At 64.3% G+C, this 15,802-nt stretch carries 10 protein-coding genes, 3 tRNA genes and 1 CRISPR repeat array (1 of these 14 running past the window's edge); of the genes, 11 read left to right on the top strand and 2 right to left on the bottom strand.

The window, feature by feature from the left end:
• Window position 1: 1 nt before the first annotated feature.
• Window positions 2–1,099, bottom strand: coding sequence for a mechanosensitive ion channel family protein (locus ABYF38_RS05790; RefSeq protein WP_371151449.1), 1,098 nt, complete (start codon window positions 1,097–1,099; stop codon window positions 2–4).
• Between the two features lie 190 nt (window positions 1,100–1,289).
• Entirely contained in the window at window positions 1,290–1,694 is a 405-nt protein-coding gene (locus tag ABYF38_RS05785; protein ID WP_371151448.1) for a metallopeptidase family protein, read from the bottom strand.
• Between the two features lie 176 nt (window positions 1,695–1,870).
• On the opposite strand from ABYF38_RS05785, the gene ABYF38_RS05780 reads away from it, so the two are divergent.
• From ABYF38_RS05780 to cas2e, 11 genes are all read left to right on the top strand, one after another.
• Window positions 1,871–1,943 (top strand) — tRNA-Glu (locus tag ABYF38_RS05780).
• 28 nt (window positions 1,944–1,971) lie between these two features.
• Window positions 1,972–2,045 (top strand) — tRNA-Asp (locus tag ABYF38_RS05775).
• A 46-nt stretch (window positions 2,046–2,091) separates the two neighbouring features.
• Window positions 2,092–2,164: transfer RNA gene (locus tag ABYF38_RS05770), tRNA-Phe, on the top strand.
• 193 nt (window positions 2,165–2,357) lie between these two features.
• Complete coding sequence (cas3, locus tag ABYF38_RS05765) at window positions 2,358–5,351, top strand: CRISPR-associated helicase Cas3' (RefSeq protein ID WP_371151447.1); 2,994 nt, start codon at window positions 2,358–2,360, stop codon at window positions 5,349–5,351.
• Window positions 5,348–6,997 carry a type I-E CRISPR-associated protein Cse1/CasA gene (gene casA / locus ABYF38_RS05760; protein ID WP_371151446.1) on the top strand — a complete coding sequence of 550 codons (1,650 nt, stop codon included), beginning with the start codon at window positions 5,348–5,350 and terminating at the stop codon, window positions 6,995–6,997. The genes cas3 and casA overlap by 4 nt, the downstream gene beginning before the upstream one ends.
• On the top strand, window positions 6,994–7,677 hold the full coding sequence (gene casB / locus ABYF38_RS05755) for a type I-E CRISPR-associated protein Cse2/CasB (RefSeq protein WP_371151445.1): 684 nt from the start codon (window positions 6,994–6,996) through the stop codon (window positions 7,675–7,677). Before casA ends, casB begins: the two co-directional genes overlap by 4 nt.
• 1 nt (window position 7,678) lies before the next feature.
• The gene (gene cas7e, locus ABYF38_RS05750) at window positions 7,679–8,809 is read left to right on the top strand and encodes a type I-E CRISPR-associated protein Cas7/Cse4/CasC (protein ID WP_371151444.1); all 1,131 of its coding nucleotides are present in this window, start codon (window positions 7,679–7,681) and stop codon (window positions 8,807–8,809) included.
• Window positions 8,809–9,528 (top strand): type I-E CRISPR-associated protein Cas5/CasD, encoded by a 720-nt coding sequence (gene cas5e / locus ABYF38_RS05745; protein WP_371151443.1) that lies wholly within the window; start codon window positions 8,809–8,811, stop codon window positions 9,526–9,528. Before cas7e ends, cas5e begins: the two co-directional genes overlap by 1 nt.
• Window positions 9,509–10,195 carry a type I-E CRISPR-associated protein Cas6/Cse3/CasE gene (cas6e, locus tag ABYF38_RS05740; RefSeq protein ID WP_371151442.1) on the top strand — a complete coding sequence of 229 codons (687 nt, stop codon included), beginning with the start codon at window positions 9,509–9,511 and terminating at the stop codon, window positions 10,193–10,195. Before cas5e ends, cas6e begins: the two co-directional genes overlap by 20 nt.
• Before the next feature lie 2 nt (window positions 10,196–10,197).
• Window positions 10,198–11,130 carry a type I-E CRISPR-associated endonuclease Cas1e gene (cas1e, locus tag ABYF38_RS05735; RefSeq protein WP_371151441.1) on the top strand — a complete coding sequence of 311 codons (933 nt, stop codon included), beginning with the start codon at window positions 10,198–10,200 and terminating at the stop codon, window positions 11,128–11,130.
• A complete protein-coding gene (gene cas2e, locus ABYF38_RS05730) occupies window positions 11,124–11,516 on the top strand; it encodes a type I-E CRISPR-associated endoribonuclease Cas2e (protein ID WP_371151440.1) in 393 nt (130 codons plus the stop codon). Before cas1e ends, cas2e begins: the two co-directional genes overlap by 7 nt.
• A 56-nt stretch (window positions 11,517–11,572) precedes the next feature.
• Window positions 11,573–15,802: a CRISPR direct-repeat array (repeat unit 28 nt; unit sequence GTCGACCCCGCGCAAGCGGGGATGATCC); it runs 4,279 nt beyond the window's last position.

Below are 15,802 nucleotides of genomic sequence, written 5' to 3'. Positions count from 1 at the left end.
TTCAGCTCTCCCTCTCAATCGCGCCCTCCACGCGAGTGCGCGGCAAACTCGTGGGGGCATTTTGCTGCAACCAGGACACCACGTGCTCGCGCAACTGGCAGCGCAGCTTCCACACGTCGCCCGGCGTCGCGGCCGAAACCAGCAGGCGCAACTCCACGCTGCCGCCCTTGGCGTCCGTCACCTCCACCGCGCACTCCCGGCCATCCCACAACTCGCAAGACTCCAGGAAACTACGCGCCTCGGCGCGCACCAACTCAACCGGCACCCGCCAATCCACGTCCACGAACACCTGCCCAATCCCGTCCTCGCCGTGCCGCGACCGCGTCTCGAAGAACGTCTTGATGAACAGCGTGGAGGGAACCACCACGTGGCGCCCGTCCCACACGGACAACACCACGTAGGTCAGCGTCACCTCCTCCACCTTGCCCGTGTTCGACTCGATAGTCACCGTGTCCCCCACCCGCACCGCGTTCGTAAACGCCAACTGCAGGCCCGCGAACAGGTTCGCCAAACTGGACTGCGCCGCCAAGCCCGCCACCAGCGAGATCAAACCCGCCGACGCGAGCACCGACGTCATCGCCGTGCGCGCCCCCGGGAACGTCATGATGATCGCCACCGTGCCAGCCACGCTCACAATCGCCACCGCCACCCGGCGAATCATCTGCGCCTGCGTGGTGCGCCGGCGGGCCGTGAGCGGGTCGTCCACACTCAACGCCACCACCCGCTGCTCCGCGTGCACGATCAGGCGCGCCACCAGCCAGGTCGCCACCGCGATCGCGCACACCAGCAAGAAGTGAGAGACCAACTCCACCCAATGCGGCTCCACCGCCAGCGGACGCGCCGCCCGCGTCACGTTCAACACCGCAAACGCGCCCACGGACATGCCCAGCAGCAGCATCGGCAGGCGCAACCGCCGCGACGGCGCCGCCTGGTGACGCCGCAGCGTGCCCACCTTCCACACCATGTAGACGGCCAGGCCCACGCCGGCGCCAACCACCGCGCCAATCAGAATCGGCAAACCGAACTCCAGCAGCGAAGCGGGCAGTCGAAACACAGCCAGATCTGCAGCAAAAACGGGAAGCGGAATCGCGGCGGGCATGCGCCCAGTCTAGGTCCGGCCCAGCGCCACCGCCCGGGAGGCGCCGGTTCCTACCGGCGCCGCGAGGGGACCTAGCCGCCGACAAGCGAGCAGGGCGGGCAGAGGGGGCGGCGGGCGGAACGTCGGCCCCCAATCAAGCGGCGCAGAGCAAAGCGGCAACCCTAGGGGCGGCGGGCGGAACGTCGGCCCACTACCCCCACCCCAACTCGTGCAGGCGATCGTCCTCGATGCCGAAATGGTGGGCGACCTCGTGAACCACCGTCACCGCGATCTCCTCCACCAACTCCTCCCGATCCTCACACATGCGCTTAAGCGGGCCACGGAAGATCGTGATGCGATCCGGCAACGCGCCCGCACCCCAATAGTCGCCACGCTCTGTCAGCGGCGTGCCCTCGTAGAGACCAAGCAGGTCATCGGCGTGCTCCTCACCGCACTCCTCGCACCAAAACGGCTCGGCAGACTCCAGCTGCTCCTCGGTGGGCTCGTCCTCCACCAACACCACCACGTTGTCCAGCCTGCTCAGCAACCCGTCAGGGATCTGCTGCAAGGCCTCCTCGACGGCGGCGTCGAACACATCATCCGGCACGTCAATCACCGCCCCATCCTCCCACCCCCAAGCTCACCGGCGCGGAAAACCCCGCCCAAACGGACCATCTCAGGCCAAAAGTCGCCTGTGTCCCGTCTCACCCGGAGACGATTTGCCCTCCAGGAACTTTTGCCTCTAAGCTAATCCACGTTCCAAAGGGCGCTTCGCCCGGCGGAGCGGCTCTGGCCCCCATCGTCTAGCGGCCCAGGACGCCGCCCTTTCACGGCGGTAGCACGGGTTCGAATCCCGTTGGGGGTACGACAGAGTCAAGGTCTTGTACCAACAAGGCCCCGTAGCGCAGTTGGTTAGCGCGCCGCCCTGTCACGGCGGAGGTCGCGGGTTCAAGTCCCGTCGGGGTCGCGGATGCGAAACTGCCCGGTGACTTCACCGGGCTGTGGAGCATTAAGGCTCTGTAGCTCAGTTGGTAGAGCGTTCGACTGAAAATCGAAAGGTCACCGGATCGACACCGGTCGGAGCCACGAACAGCCCCGAGGAAACTCGGGGCTTTTTCGTATTCGCGGGCGGGGCCGGGGGGCGGACGAGGGCCGGGGGCGGCCGGGCGAGGGCCGGGTGCGGGCCGGGGGCGGCCGGGCGAGGGCCGGGTGCGGGCCGGGTGCGATCTCGCGGGGTGCCGCAGCTTCGAATGTTGGTGACTGCGGGCACACTGTCCCCATGACTCGTTCGCCAGAAATCCCCGCAGCGGCCGACGCGCCACTTTCCGCCGCCGCCAGGTCAGTGTGGGCAAAGTCCGGCTACGACCCGGCAAGCACCCGCTGGCTCCCCCTCTGGCTGCACCTGCTCGACACGGCGGCCGTAGCGCGGCACCTGGCGCTCAACTGGTACGGCCCCACCGTGCCGGACATTCTGGCACGCGAGTTCGCCGACTCCACCACCGGGCTGCCACCCCTAGAGGAATTCGCCGCGCTGGCCGCTTGGATGGGCGCAACGCACGACATCGGCAAGGCAACCCCCGCGTTCGCGCAGCAGGTCCCCCGCCTGTACGACGTGATGCAGGAGGCCGGGCTGAAGTCAGACGTGATTGATCGCAACGAGCGCCGCGAGGCGCCCCACGCGGTAGCAGGGCAGATTTGCCTCAGCAATTGGCTCAATGCCGCGCACGGCTGGACCAGGCGCCAAACTCGAGCACTCACCTCGGTGGTCGGTTCTCACCACGGCCTTCCTCCCACCTTGGCAAAGGTCAACGAGCTCATCAACGGCCTGCGGCCACATCTCTTTGGTGCCAAGACCTGGGAAGAAGCACGGGCAGAGATACTGGATTTCGTCACCACCCGCACCGGCGCCACCTCTCTTCTTTCCCACTGGCGCGGACGCGAATGGAGCCAGCCTTTCCTAGCCGCCCTGTCCGGTCTGGTGATCGTGGCCGACTGGCTTGCTTCTAGCGAGGTCTACTTCCCCACGATGCCGGAGATGGACGACGCCGCCGCACTGCTGCCCCCTTCAGCTCACGCAGTTCGTGTTGAGGCCGCTGTGCAGAAACTGGAGCTGCCAACGCCGTGGCGACCGCTGGATCTGGGAGAATCCCCGGACGAGCTGCTGCAGTCTCGTTTCTCCCTTCCTGACGGCGCGCGCGCCACCGACGTGCAGGCACGGGTGGTGGAAGCGGCCCGAACCATGGAGTTGCCTGGCCTCATGGTGATTCAGGAGTCGACGGGCGGTGGGAAGACCGAAGCTGCCCTGATGGCTGCGGAGGTGCTGGCCGCACGGACCGGTCGGTCGGGTGTCCTGTTCGCGCTGCCTACACAAGCCACCGCTGATGCCATGTTCGCCCGCGAGCTTGCGTGGCTGATGCGCATCCAGGAGCACTACGGCGAGCGTGGTGCTCCCTCGAGCTACAGCGCGAACCTGCTGCATGGACGCGCACGCTTGAATAAAGCTGCCAGAAAGCTCCGCCGAGCTGGGTACGAAATCAGGGATCGTCTACTCGGCAGTGTCGGCGGAGAAATCGGGCTCTCCCCGGTTATGCCCATGCCCCAGGAGGTCGGCAGGGACGAGCCTTTGCCAGACCTGCGCCACGGAGGCAAACGCGTTGCGTTGCCTCACCCGGATGTAGCGATCACGGCCTGGTTTAACGGCAACAAGAAGGCGATGCTCTCTGACTTCGTTGTCACCACAGTCGATCATCTGCTATTCGGTGCGATGCGTTCCCCGCACCTGGCGATGCGCCACCTTGGCCTGTCCCGCAAGGTGGTGATCGTTGACGAGGTGCACTCTTACTCCACCTACATGAACGTCTACCTAGACCGGGTGCTCACCTGGCTGGCCAACTACGGGGTGCCGGTGGCGCTCCTATCGGCCACGCTCTCCCAGAAGCGCTGTGGTGAGCTTGCGGCGGCTTATGGGCGGGGGATCGAACTAGCTGCAGGCGAACTACCCGACGATGTCGACTCCCCTCCGCCGACACGAATTGGTTTCCCAGCGCTGCTAACGATCAGTGCCACCGGCTCGAGAACCGAAGACCTGAACTCTAGCGGCAGACAAAGCACCACCGGTGTGGCACGCCTAGGCAAGGACTGTCTGGTACCGCTACTCGATGACAAGCTCTCCGACGGCGGTTGCGCCCTCATCGTTCGCAACACCGTGAAGCGCGCCCAGGACACCTACCTCGAACTCAAGGCGGTTTTCGGTGACGACGTTTCTCTCCACCACGCGAGGTTCACTATCGCCCATCGGCAGGAGCGTGATAGGAACCTACTGCGCGCGTTCGGGCCTCCTCGGTCAAAGCCACAGCGCCCGCACCGTTCCATAGTGGTGGCCACTCAGGTAGTTGAACAGTCCCTCGATGTCGACTTCGACCTGCTTATTACCGACCTGGCCCCGATAGACCTGGTGTTGCAGCGAATGGGACGCCTGCATCGGCACGTGCGCCCACGCCCTCCCAAGCTCGCCACCCCAGTTGCTTACGTCGACTATCTCCCCTCCACGGCGAGCTCGAGTCCCAGCCTGGAGGGCGGCGCTCGCGCAATTTACGGCGCGCAGGATCTCCTGCTCACTGCGGCCTGCCTGGACCGACTAATCGCTGAGGGGAAACCGGTGGTTGTGCCCGACGACGTACGTACCCTCATTGAGGAGGTATACGGCGACACCGCACGCGTACCGGCTCATTGGGTCGAGCTGGTGGACTCCGCCCGCGCGGAGTGGAACAAGAAGGCACAGCTACTAGAAAACTCAGCGCATAGCTACCTCCTGGCGGAGCCTGACGTAGACAACGGGGCAGGGTTAACTGGCTGGTTGAACACACACGCAATTGCCGACGACGAGGCCGGCCGCGCCCAGGTCAGGGACGGAGAGGACTCTTTGGAGGTGATCCTGCTGGACAAGCGCCTGGTAGGAGGCCAAGAGGAGTACTACACCCTACCGAGCTCTGACGTGCCAGCCTGCCCAGTCCCAACTGACCGGGTTCCCGAACGGGAGGTTGTGGAGGCGATGGCACTATCCGCAGTTCGTCTTCCCTTCACTTTTTCTCGCGGGTCGCTTTTGGATAACTCCATAGCTGAGCTAGAAAAGTGGGTACAAACTGAGTGGCAGGTAGAGCCCGCCTTGCGAGGGCAACTGTTCCTATTGCTCACTGACGGGCGAGCCACTCTGGCCGGAAAGACCTTGGAATACTCACCTGAGTTTGGACTGATGGAGGCGGGCACGGAATGAGCAGCTCTTTCAACCTGGTCGACAAGCCGTGGATACGTGTGACCTACCTGGACGGAAACACAGGGGAGGTTTCCCTTCAGGAGGCCTTCGAGCAGGCAGAACAAATCGCTGCCATCACCGGTGAGCTGGCCAGCCAGGACGTAGCCATCCTGCGCTTGCTACTGGCGATCTGCCACCGAGCGCTGGGGGGGCCGAAGACCGTCAAAGAGTGGAAGCGAGCCTGGGCGGCTCCAGATGTTCTTAGAAGCGCAGCCACCGCCTACCTGGCGGAGCACCGCCCTCGTTTCGACCTTCGTGACCCGGTTGCGCCGTTCTTCCAGGTAGCGGGGATTCGGAGTTCCTCAGGAGCTATTTCGGGGTTGGAAAAGCTGATTGCAGATGTGCCCAACGGGGAGCCGTTCTTCACCACTCGGCGCGGTCGAGGGCTCAAGAGCATCAGTTGGGCCGAGGCCGCCCGCTGGCTGGTGCACGTACATTCTTTTGATCCTTCAGGCATTCGCAGCGGCGCGGAAGGAGACCCAGCGGTCAAGGGTGGCAAGGGGTATCCGATCGGGCCCGGCTGGACTGGACAGATTGGCGTCGTCTACGTGAAAGGCGAGAACCTGGCCAAGACTCTCCTGCTCAACACGGTGGTGTGCAAGAAGGTCCCGGACATGCACAGCGTTTCCGAGACAGCAGATTTGCCCCCCTGGGAGCGTGAACCGAGTGGGCCGGCGGGAGCGGAATCGTTGCCGCCAACCGGACCAGTGGCGTGCTACACGTGGCAGACCCGTCGAGTGCTCCTGCATGGCGACGAACACCGTGTGCACGGGCTGTTTCTGGGTAACGGTGACAAGGCCACGCCGCAGAACCGATTCAGCGTCGAGCCGATGACTGCGTGGCGGTACTCAAAGCCGCAGAGTACCAAGTTCAAGACTAAGGTCTACATGCCGCGCAAGCATTCTAAGGAGCAGGCGTTCTGGCGCGGACTGCCTTCTCTGGTTTCTCAGCTGAGCCCGGAAGTGGCTGGGAAGGACGGCGGCTCCCAGTTTAGGCCACCAGCGATCCTCGATTTCTACCAAGTTCTTGTTAGTGAGGAAGTTGTTCCTGTTCAGGGCCTGGTACATGTAGTCGCTACCGGCATTGAGTACGGTTCTAACGAGTCAGTAATCGACGAGCTCATTAACGACTCCCTGCAGTTGCCTACCAAGCTGATTCGCCGCGATTCCCCGCTGATCACCTGCGTCCGCGACGCGATGTCTGAGGCGGATCTGGCTGCCTTTGCAATCCGGAATCTTGCAGCCAACCTTGCCAAAGCATGCGGTGCAGAGCCAGACAAGGCCAGTGCCGCAGGCGATGCGGCCAGGGCGGCGATGTATGCGGTTCTGGACCAGGAGTTTCCCAGCTGGCTTGCCTCGCTCGAGAAGACTGACCAGGCAAAGGCCCGCGACGCTTGGCGGACTTTGTTGCATCGTGAGGCCAACCGGCAAAGCCTGGACCTAACTGCAGCGATCCCCGCTACGGCCTTCGCCGGTCGAGGAACCGGCGACGCCCGCATGGATGCCGGCAAAGCTTTGGCATTCTTCCGTTCGGCACTGCGCAAGGGGATCCCGTACCCCACCCAAGAGAAATCATCCACCAACGAGACAGAAAGGACCACGGCATGACCACCCTCGATCCGGGCAATACAGCGGTGACTCCGGGCGACCCCCCGCCCCGCAAAAGTAGGAGGCCGTTTGGCAACAAGACTGTCGAGACGGCCAGCAGGGTCCTCGAAGGCGAGCGCGGGCTTCAGCGCCGGTACTTGGAGGGTGAGTCACGTGCCAGGGCGGAGTTAGCACAGCTCCGTAAAGCAGTACCCAGCTCTCCCGGGGACGTTCCGGCCATCTGGCATCTCACTTCGGTCGAGGTTCCGACTGGTGCTGGAGACGAACCAACTTGGGAGGAGATTGCGGTTCACACCGCGCTGACCCTTTACGCGGTGCATCAGCAATCCAGGTCGGAACCGATGCATGTCCGCGACCAGGGCTTGGGGCACGCGGCTCGTGCACTAGTCGGGACAGGGACCGACGAGAACGATTCGCTGAGGGCGCGCTTCAACGCCCTTGTAACGTCTTCCACGATCACGGAACTGCGCCACCACCTGAAGACCTTTTCCTCACTTCTGCGCGCCAAGGGCATTCCCATGGACTATGTCCTTCTGGCCGGCGATTTGGTTCGTTTCCAGACTCCCGGTGGCGCCAGCGCCATGCGGCTGACGTGGGCTCGCGAGTTCGCTGCGCTCCCGCCCGTTCAGCTCTCCTCTTCTACAACTTCCCCTTCCCCTTCCAACGACTTGGAGCACTGACATGACTACCTTTGTTGACCTGCACATCCTTCAGAACCTGCCGCCGTCGTGCGTGAATCGCGACGATTCTGGCTCTCCTAAGACCGCCGTTTACGGCGGTGTTCGGCGCCTACGGGTTTCCTCTCAGTCGTGGAAGCGGGCCACCCGGCAGTTCTTCGAGACCCGATTGGACCCCACCGAGGTTGGCATCCGCACCAAGCGCGTCGTTGAACTGGTGGCCTCCCGCATCGCCGCTCAGGACCCCGACCTGGCAGGAAAGGCTGAGGAGCTGGCCAAGGGCGTGTTCGCGGCAGCCAAGATCAGGGTGGAGCCGCCCAAGAACAAGAAGGATGGCACCCCGGAGTCGGGCTACCTCCTCTTCCTCTCCCCTTCCCAGGTCGACCGCTTGGCCCGACTTGCGGTTGCTGCCGAGGAGCAGGAGGAGAAGGTGGACGCGAAGATGGCCAAGGCCATTTTCAAGGAGGACCACGCAATCGACATGGCCCTGTTCGGACGTATGGTGGCCGAGGACACCGACCTGAACATCGACGCTTCCTGCCAGGTTGCGCACGCGATTTCCACTCACCCCGTGGAGACGGAGCACGACTTCTTCACGGCAGTGGACGATGCCAAGGAGGACTCCGAAGAGAACGAGGATGCTGGCGCCGGAATGATGGGAACGGTTGAGTTCGCCTCCGCCACCATCTACCGCTATGCGACGGTGAACCTGGACATGCTGAAGGAGAACCTGGGTAGTCCCGAGGCCGCGCTGCGTGCCCTTGAGGTTTTCATCGATGGGTTTGCCCTTGCCATGCCCACTGGCAAGCAGAACACCTTTGCCAACCGGACCCTGCCGCACCTCGTGTCCGTCTCCGTCCGAACGGACCAGCCCGTTTCGTTGGTGGGTGCCTTTGAGGAGCCGGTAAAGACCGACGCGACCTCCGGTTACTTGGGGAGGTCCGTTAAGCGCTTGACAGAGCACGCAGCTGCGATCGGGGAAGAGTTTGGGCTCCGCCCCGCGACGAGCTTTGTGGCTGGCCTGGCTGACCAGGAAATCACCGCTCCTCTGGGCGAGCACGTTGGCTACGCAGAGCTGGCAAGTAAGGTCCGCGACGCCGTCTCTCCGCTGCTGAGCAAGCAGGAGTCTGCCTGATGTCCACCTTGCTCCTGCGTTTGGCAGGTCCTTTGCAGTCTTGGGGGGTGAAATCGCGTTTCGCGGTGCGAGGCACTGAGCTTGCCCCCACTAAAAGCGGCATTATCGGCATGCTCGCCGCAGCTTTGGGGAGGCGTCGCACTGATCCCTTAGAGGATCTACTCCAGCTTCGGTTCGGGGTGCGGAAGGATCAGCCTGGCCGCCTCCTACGGGATTTTCACACCGCCCACGACCGCAAGGGAGGGTCGATGCCGCTCTCTGAGCGGTATTACCTGTCCGACGCTGTATTCCTTGCCGGCATCGAGGGAGAGCTCGAACTATTGCGCGGCCTTCATGAGGCCGTGCGCAACCCCCAGTTTCCTCTCTACCTGGGCCGGCGTTCCTGTCCACCCAGTCGCGCGATCCCAATAGACGTGAGAGACGGCGACTTGTACACCGTTCTATCGTCGGAGCCGTGGCAGGCGTCAGACTGGTTCAAGAAGCGCAATAAATCCATCATCGCTGAGCTCCTTCTCGATAAGGAAGTCGTGCCTGACGAGATCAGCGTTGGCGACATCCGAACCTCCCGGGACGTTCCCCTCTCGTTCGATCCCGAGTTCCGAGACTACGGCTTCCGCGAGGTCGAGCGCCTGACGGTACAGCTCGGAGACGGCTCCGCAGACCCGCACGACCCGATGACGACTGTGGAGGAGGCCGGCAATGTACCTAACCAAGCTTGAGATTGATCCTCGCCGCAGACTTGCCCGCAAGTTTCTGGGATCGCCCCAGGCGATGCACGCCGTTGTGGCCAAGGCAGCGGGAGATTCAGGGCAGGATTCCGAGGGACGGGTGCTTTGGCGGGTCGACCGGCTCTACTCGCACACCTCGCTCTTCATTCTTTCTCCACAGGCACCGGACTGCTCCCAGATTGAGCAGGAAGCTGGCGTGGCTGGGAGTGTGGCCCGCACGCTCGACTACCGCCCGTTCCTGGACAAGCTAGAGAACGGGCAGGAGTGGAGTTTCCGCCTGACAGCCAACCCAGCACGCGCCATCGCGCAGGGGGCAGGCAAGCGCGGAAAAGTTACCGGGCACGTGACCGTGGCACAGCAACAGGAATGGCTGACAACGCGAGCGCAGCGAAACGGCTTCGAGCTCCTTGCTGTGCCCGGTGTAGAGCCCGACTCCTTGGACGCTGCGGCCTCGGTAGCACACCGAGAAAAGCCGGTGTTCCGCCGCGCCCGGGAGGACGGTGGCAGGGACATCGTCACCATCAACAGGACAGTCTTTGAGGGAGCCCTGCGAGTCACAGACGTGGACGCGTTTAGGACCGTGCTTGTCAAGGGACTCGGGCGCTCAAAGGCCTACGGGTGTGGCCTGCTGACTCTGGCAAAGAGCTCAGGGAGCTAGCCATGTCCAGGCTGCTTCCCGTCCCGGTCACAGCACTGCCTAGGGTGCAGGATCGCTCGTCCTTCCTCTATCTGGAGCATTGTGTGGTCCATCGGGAGGATGGTGCCCTGACCGCCAGAAACGATCAGGGCACCATCCGGGTACCCGCTGCATCACTGATCGCCGTGCTGCTAGGACCCGGGACAACGGTGAGTCATCAGGCGATGGCATTGCTGGGCGAATGCGGCACCACGGCAGTGTGGGTGGGCGAAAGAGGCGTGCGCTACTACGCGCACGGCCGCTCGCTGGCCACGTCCAGCCACCTGCTGATAGAACAGGCCGCACGGGTCTCCTCGCCACAAAAGAGACTGAAGGTGGCACGGGCCATGTACTGCATGAGATTCGCCGGGGAGGACGTCGGCGGACTAACCATGCAGCAACTACGCGGCCGCGAAGGGGCGCGGGTAAGGGCGATCTACCGGAAGGAGTCTCGTCGCACCGGCGTACCGTGGACTGGGAGGGACTACAAGGCAGACGATTTCGAAGCATCGGACCCGATCAATCAGGCTCTCTCCGCAGCAAACGCCGCGCTTTACGGGGTGGTTCACGGTGTGATCGTTTCCCTGGGGTGTTCACCGGGGCTGGGAGTAGTCCACACCGGGCACGAGCGCGCATTTGTTTACGACATCGCCGACCTTTACAAGGCGGAGGTGTCTATTCCCATCGCCTTCGACGTCGTCGCGGAGGGAATGCAGGACCTAACCGGAACGGTAAGGCGACGGGTCAGAGACCGAATCTTCGAAGCACGAATCATCGAACGATGCGTTGAGGACATTCGCAATCTACTCGGTGACGCCGAACGAACCGACCTCGCGATCAACGTAGTCTCGCTGTGGGACTACCAGCAGAAGGTTATTGCGGCAGGACAGAACTACGAGGAAGTCGGCGGATGGTAGTGCTGCTCTTATCGGCTGCGCCCGCTGGACTACGCGGTGCAATGACCCGCTGGATGATGGAACTGGCTGCTGGCGTATTCGTGGGTAATCTCAGCGCGCGGGTGAGAGAACAGGTGTGGGAGCTCGTGGCACAAAACCTAGGTCAGGGCAGGGCTCTTCTATTGTGGTCTAGCCGTTGCGAACAAGGATTCGAGGTGGCCTCACTGGGGCATGAGCGCGTTCCAACTAACCTTGACGGATTCCTAGTGCTGCTGGAGCCCTACAAGACTGAAACATCTCCAAACAGGCTGACTGGCAGCGCCCCGGCACGCCAAGAAGGGTGGTCCGTGGCCGGCAGACGACGCAAGTTCCGCAACTCCACGGAGCGGGCTCTGGGTAATCAGTAAAGGAAAACTCTGTACAATCCGGAACAGTTACCCTGGAGATTCAACGATTTCCAAGGGTGGACCCCGCGCAAGCGGGGATGATCCCTCCTCGCGCCGCTTGATCGCCTCAACGAGCTTGTGGACCCCGCGCAAGCGGGGATGATCCAACGTGTAGTGAATTTGGGCGTTTCGCTGCCCAGTGGACCCCGCGCAAGCGGGGATGATCCCATCTGCTCCGCCCTCGTCATGGACTCCACCGAGTGGACCCCGCGCAAGCGGGGATGATCCTACAGGTCGCCGGGGATGATCTGGCCGGCACCGGTGGACCCCGCGCAAGCGGGGATGATCCCACAAGTTGGCGCGTGAAATCAAGAGTGAGGCGGTGGACCCCGCGCAAGCGGGGATGATCCCCGCCCCAGCGTCGCCTTCACCGCCGGCAACTCGTGGACCCCGCGCAAGCGGGGATGATCCCCCGCACCCAAAACCGCCCACGGAACGCCCGCCGTGGACCCCGCGCAAGCGGGGATGATCCTGGCCCAGCGGTTAGCAATGTGTTTCAGATCACGTGGACCCCGCGCAAGCGGGGATGATCCTGGTGTATGACGGGGGCTCAATTCCGTTATTAGGTGGACCCCGCGCAAGCGGGGATGATCCCCGGGTGATCGGTCTCGCCGGTGATGGTCAAGGGTGGACCCCGCGCAAGCGGGGATGATCCCGTCACGATCCAGGTGGCGGTCTGCCCGTTAGCGTGGACCCCGCGCAAGCGGGGATGATCCGGGGCTGCCCACGAGATCACCCGCGCCCCCCTGGTCGACCCCGCGCAAGCGGGGATGATCCCCGCACGGGGTACTCGTTTTCAAGTGGTCCGAGGTCGACCCCGCGCAAGCGGGGATGATCCCAGGCCCCACACCCACAGCCAGAAAGGGCAGACGTCGACCCCGCGCAAGCGGGGATGATCCCGAGATATGGGAGCTCATCCGTGAAGACCTCGGGTCGACCCCGCGCAAGCGGGGATGATCCGCGACTAGGATCGGCCGGTTCTCGGCCTTGAGGGTCGACCCCGCGCAAGCGGGGATGATCCCCAATTGGTGTGTGTATACACCATTTGACTAATGTCGACCCCGCGCAAGCGGGGATGATCCTGGGGCGCGCGTCGTCTGGAATATCGTCAAGGAGTCGACCCCGCGCAAGCGGGGATGATCCCCAGGCGTTCCGTGAGGGCACGGCGCTGGGTGAGTCGACCCCGCGCAAGCGGGGATGATCCCAAGGTTGTCGAGGTCATTAATACCTACGTAATGTCGACCCCGCGCAAGCGGGGATGATCCTACGACCCCATAATCCTCAACCGGTTGGGCCTAGTCGACCCCGCGCAAGCGGGGATGATCCCGACGCCCTCCTCACTCTGAATAAGGAAGGCGGGTCGACCCCGCGCAAGCGGGGATGATCCCTTGGCTGCGTCGGTCTCGTAGCGGCGCGCGGCGTCGACCCCGCGCAAGCGGGGATGATCCGGCGATGTTGGTGGCGATGGCATCTTTGCCGAGGTCGACCCCGCGCAAGCGGGGATGATCCCTCTTGAAGTGAGAACCCGGTCAGCTCGCAAATGTCGACCCCGCGCAAGCGGGGATGATCCTGTCGGGCGCTTCTTGTATGACCAGGGGGGCTAGTCGACCCCGCGCAAGCGGGGATGATCCCTAATTAGTGAAAAAAACCCTATTTGGTGTATTGTCGACCCCGCGCAAGCGGGGATGATCCCTGCCCCACCTGGGGCAGATTCCCGTCCGCGTTGTCGACCCCGCGCAAGCGGGGATGATCCCTCGACCTCTGCGGAGGTGCTGCTGCCCAAGGTGTCGACCCCGCGCAAGCGGGGATGATCCTGCCCAGGCTGCACCGCTTAGCCCCGGTGCTGGGTCGACCCCGCGCAAGCGGGGATGATCCCGCAGGCAGCCTTGTGGAGGGACCATAAACCCGGTCGACCCCGCGCAAGCGGGGATGATCCCAGGTCACCCCGCCCAATCTGTTGCCAACTGGTGTCGACCCCGCGCAAGCGGGGATGATCCGGCGATGGAAAACATGGGGGTGCGCGCTGAGGAGTCGACCCCGCGCAAGCGGGGATGATCCCCTCTAAGCGGCACGGGGCGGGACTTGTGAGGCGTCGACCCCGCGCAAGCGGGGATGATCCCCCGCGAATTCACTGCCGCCCGCGCCGCTGCCGGTCGACCCCGCGCAAGCGGGGATGATCCCGCCGAGCAGAAGGCTCGTGACCACGAGCTGGCGTCGACCCCGCGCAAGCGGGGATGATCCCCAGCCATCGCTGTCGTCGTCCCACGCCTGGTCGTCGACCCCGCGCAAGCGGGGATGATCCTGCTGCGGGCGCTGAGGGCGGGGAGGCCACCCAGTCGACCCCGCGCAAGCGGGGATGATCCCATGGGCGCCTTTGGTAAGGCGGGCGCCTGGATGTCGACCCCGCGCAAGCGGGGATGATCCCTGAGGAATCACTGCTACATCTGCGAACGTTGTGTCGACCCCGCGCAAGCGGGGATGATCCCACCTCCGTGGGGCGGCGCCCCCACGAACGCGCGTCGACCCCGCGCAAGCGGGGATGATCCCGGGATGCTACTGGCGGGCACGGCTGCGGTGGCGTCGACCCCGCGCAAGCGGGGATGATCCCGCGTGTCGGTGACGGCGAAGTTCAGTGCCATAGTCGACCCCGCGCAAGCGGGGATGATCCCGCCGCCCACAACGCCTGCTGCGACTCAGCGAGGTCGACCCCGCGCAAGCGGGGATGATCCTGGGTGTAGGGATCGCCGGGCATCGGCGGTGGAGTCGACCCCGCGCAAGCGGGGATGATCCTCACACGCGCCGCAACAGCGGCGCCACCTACCGGTCGACCCCGCGCAAGCGGGGATGATCCGATCATCCGCGAGCGCTACTTGGACAGGTGTGCGTCGACCCCGCGCAAGCGGGGATGATCCCTGGCAGCGTGAGACTGATTGGCGCATCGTGTTGTCGACCCCGCGCAAGCGGGGATGATCCCCTCTGGGCCATTAAGCTGTGAGGGGGTATATGGTCGACCCCGCGCAAGCGGGGATGATCCCTGGCAGCGTGAGACTGATTGGCGCATCGTGTTGTCGACCCCGCGCAAGCGGGGATGATCCCCCAAAGCATGAGGTGCTGAGCCATGTCCATGTGTCGACCCCGCGCAAGCGGGGATGATCCGCTCCGCATCGAGGGCGGCCTGGCCAAGTTGCCGTCGACCCCGCGCAAGCGGGGATGATCCCAGCCACGACCTCCCCACTCATCTGCACCACACGTCGACCCCGCGCAAGCGGGGATGATCCCTCCCGATGGAACGCAGCGCGGGACATGCCTAGGTCGACCCCGCGCAAGCGGGGATGATCCCAAAATTGTTCAGCATCCGATAGATGCTCGGGTGTCGACCCCGCGCAAGCGGGGATGATCCGGCTCGCTATGTCAAGGACTCCAAGGTTTGGTTGTCGACCCCGCGCAAGCGGGGATGATCCCCGCCACGGTGTGACCACAGCGTCACACCGTGCGTCGACCCCGCGCAAGCGGGGATGATCCCTCATCGGTGACACCCGCCGCCTGCAGCTGCTCGTCGACCCCGCGCAAGCGGGGATGATCCGGCATCACGCCGCGCCTGTCGGCAGTCAGCCCCGTCGACCCCGCGCAAGCGGGGATGATCCGTGGTGGAGCACATCAAGCAGCTGGGGCCGCAGGTCGACCCCGCGCAAGCGGGGATGATCCTGCCCAGCAAGCCCGCCGCGATCCCCGCCTTCCGTCGACCCCGCGCAAGCGGGGATGATCCCCAACCTCGTCAGGGCGATGCCGTCTTTCCGGCGTCGACCCCGCGCAAGCGGGGATGATCCCCACGTCTACCGCAGGGGCGGCGACGTCAAGGAGTCGACCCCGCGCAAGCGGGGATGATCCCTTCGAAGTTGTCGACAGCTTGGGCACTGTCGAGTCGACCCCGCGCAAGCGGGGATGATCCCCGGGCGGCCGTAGGTGCCGACCAGCTCAGCTGGTCGACCCCGCGCAAGCGGGGATGATCCCCGTGCCAGCTGATCGACCGCACGATGCCACACGTCGACCCCGCGCAAGCGGGGATGATCCCGCTAATTATGCGGTCGCCACCAATGGCGTTAAGTCGACCCCGCGCAAGCGGGGATGATCCCGAGTTGCGTTTTTTGTATAGCAGCCGTTCGCTGTCGACCCCGCGCAAGCGGGGATGATCCCGACGTCATCACGCCGCGCCGGATGCCGTGGCTGTCGACCCCGCGCAAGCGGGG

The organism is Buchananella sp. 14KM1171, from assembly GCF_041380365.1.
Classification (GTDB): domain Bacteria; phylum Actinomycetota; class Actinomycetes; order Actinomycetales; family Actinomycetaceae; genus Buchananella; species Buchananella felis.
This window is presented reverse-complemented; position numbering and strand designations above follow the sequence as displayed.

Excerpts from the sequence above, each read along its gene's own strand:
- ABYF38_RS05790 (WP_371151449.1), bottom strand. The coding sequence starts at position 1,099 with ATGCCCGCCGCGATTCCGCTTCCCGTTTTTGCTGCAGATCTGGCTGTG.
- cas3 (WP_371151447.1), top strand. The coding sequence starts at position 2,358 with ATGACTCGTTCGCCAGAAATCCCCGCAGCGGCCGACGCGCCACTTTCC.
- casA (WP_371151446.1), top strand. The coding sequence starts at position 5,348 with ATGAGCAGCTCTTTCAACCTGGTCGACAAGCCGTGGATACGTGTGACC.
- casB (WP_371151445.1), top strand. The coding sequence starts at position 6,994 with ATGACCACCCTCGATCCGGGCAATACAGCGGTGACTCCGGGCGACCCC.
- cas7e (WP_371151444.1), top strand. The coding sequence starts at position 7,679 with ATGACTACCTTTGTTGACCTGCACATCCTTCAGAACCTGCCGCCGTCG.
- cas5e (WP_371151443.1), top strand. The coding sequence starts at position 8,809 with ATGTCCACCTTGCTCCTGCGTTTGGCAGGTCCTTTGCAGTCTTGGGGG.
- cas6e (WP_371151442.1), top strand. The coding sequence starts at position 9,509 with ATGTACCTAACCAAGCTTGAGATTGATCCTCGCCGCAGACTTGCCCGC.
- cas1e (WP_371151441.1), top strand. The coding sequence starts at position 10,198 with ATGTCCAGGCTGCTTCCCGTCCCGGTCACAGCACTGCCTAGGGTGCAG.
- cas2e (WP_371151440.1), top strand. The coding sequence starts at position 11,124 with ATGGTAGTGCTGCTCTTATCGGCTGCGCCCGCTGGACTACGCGGTGCA.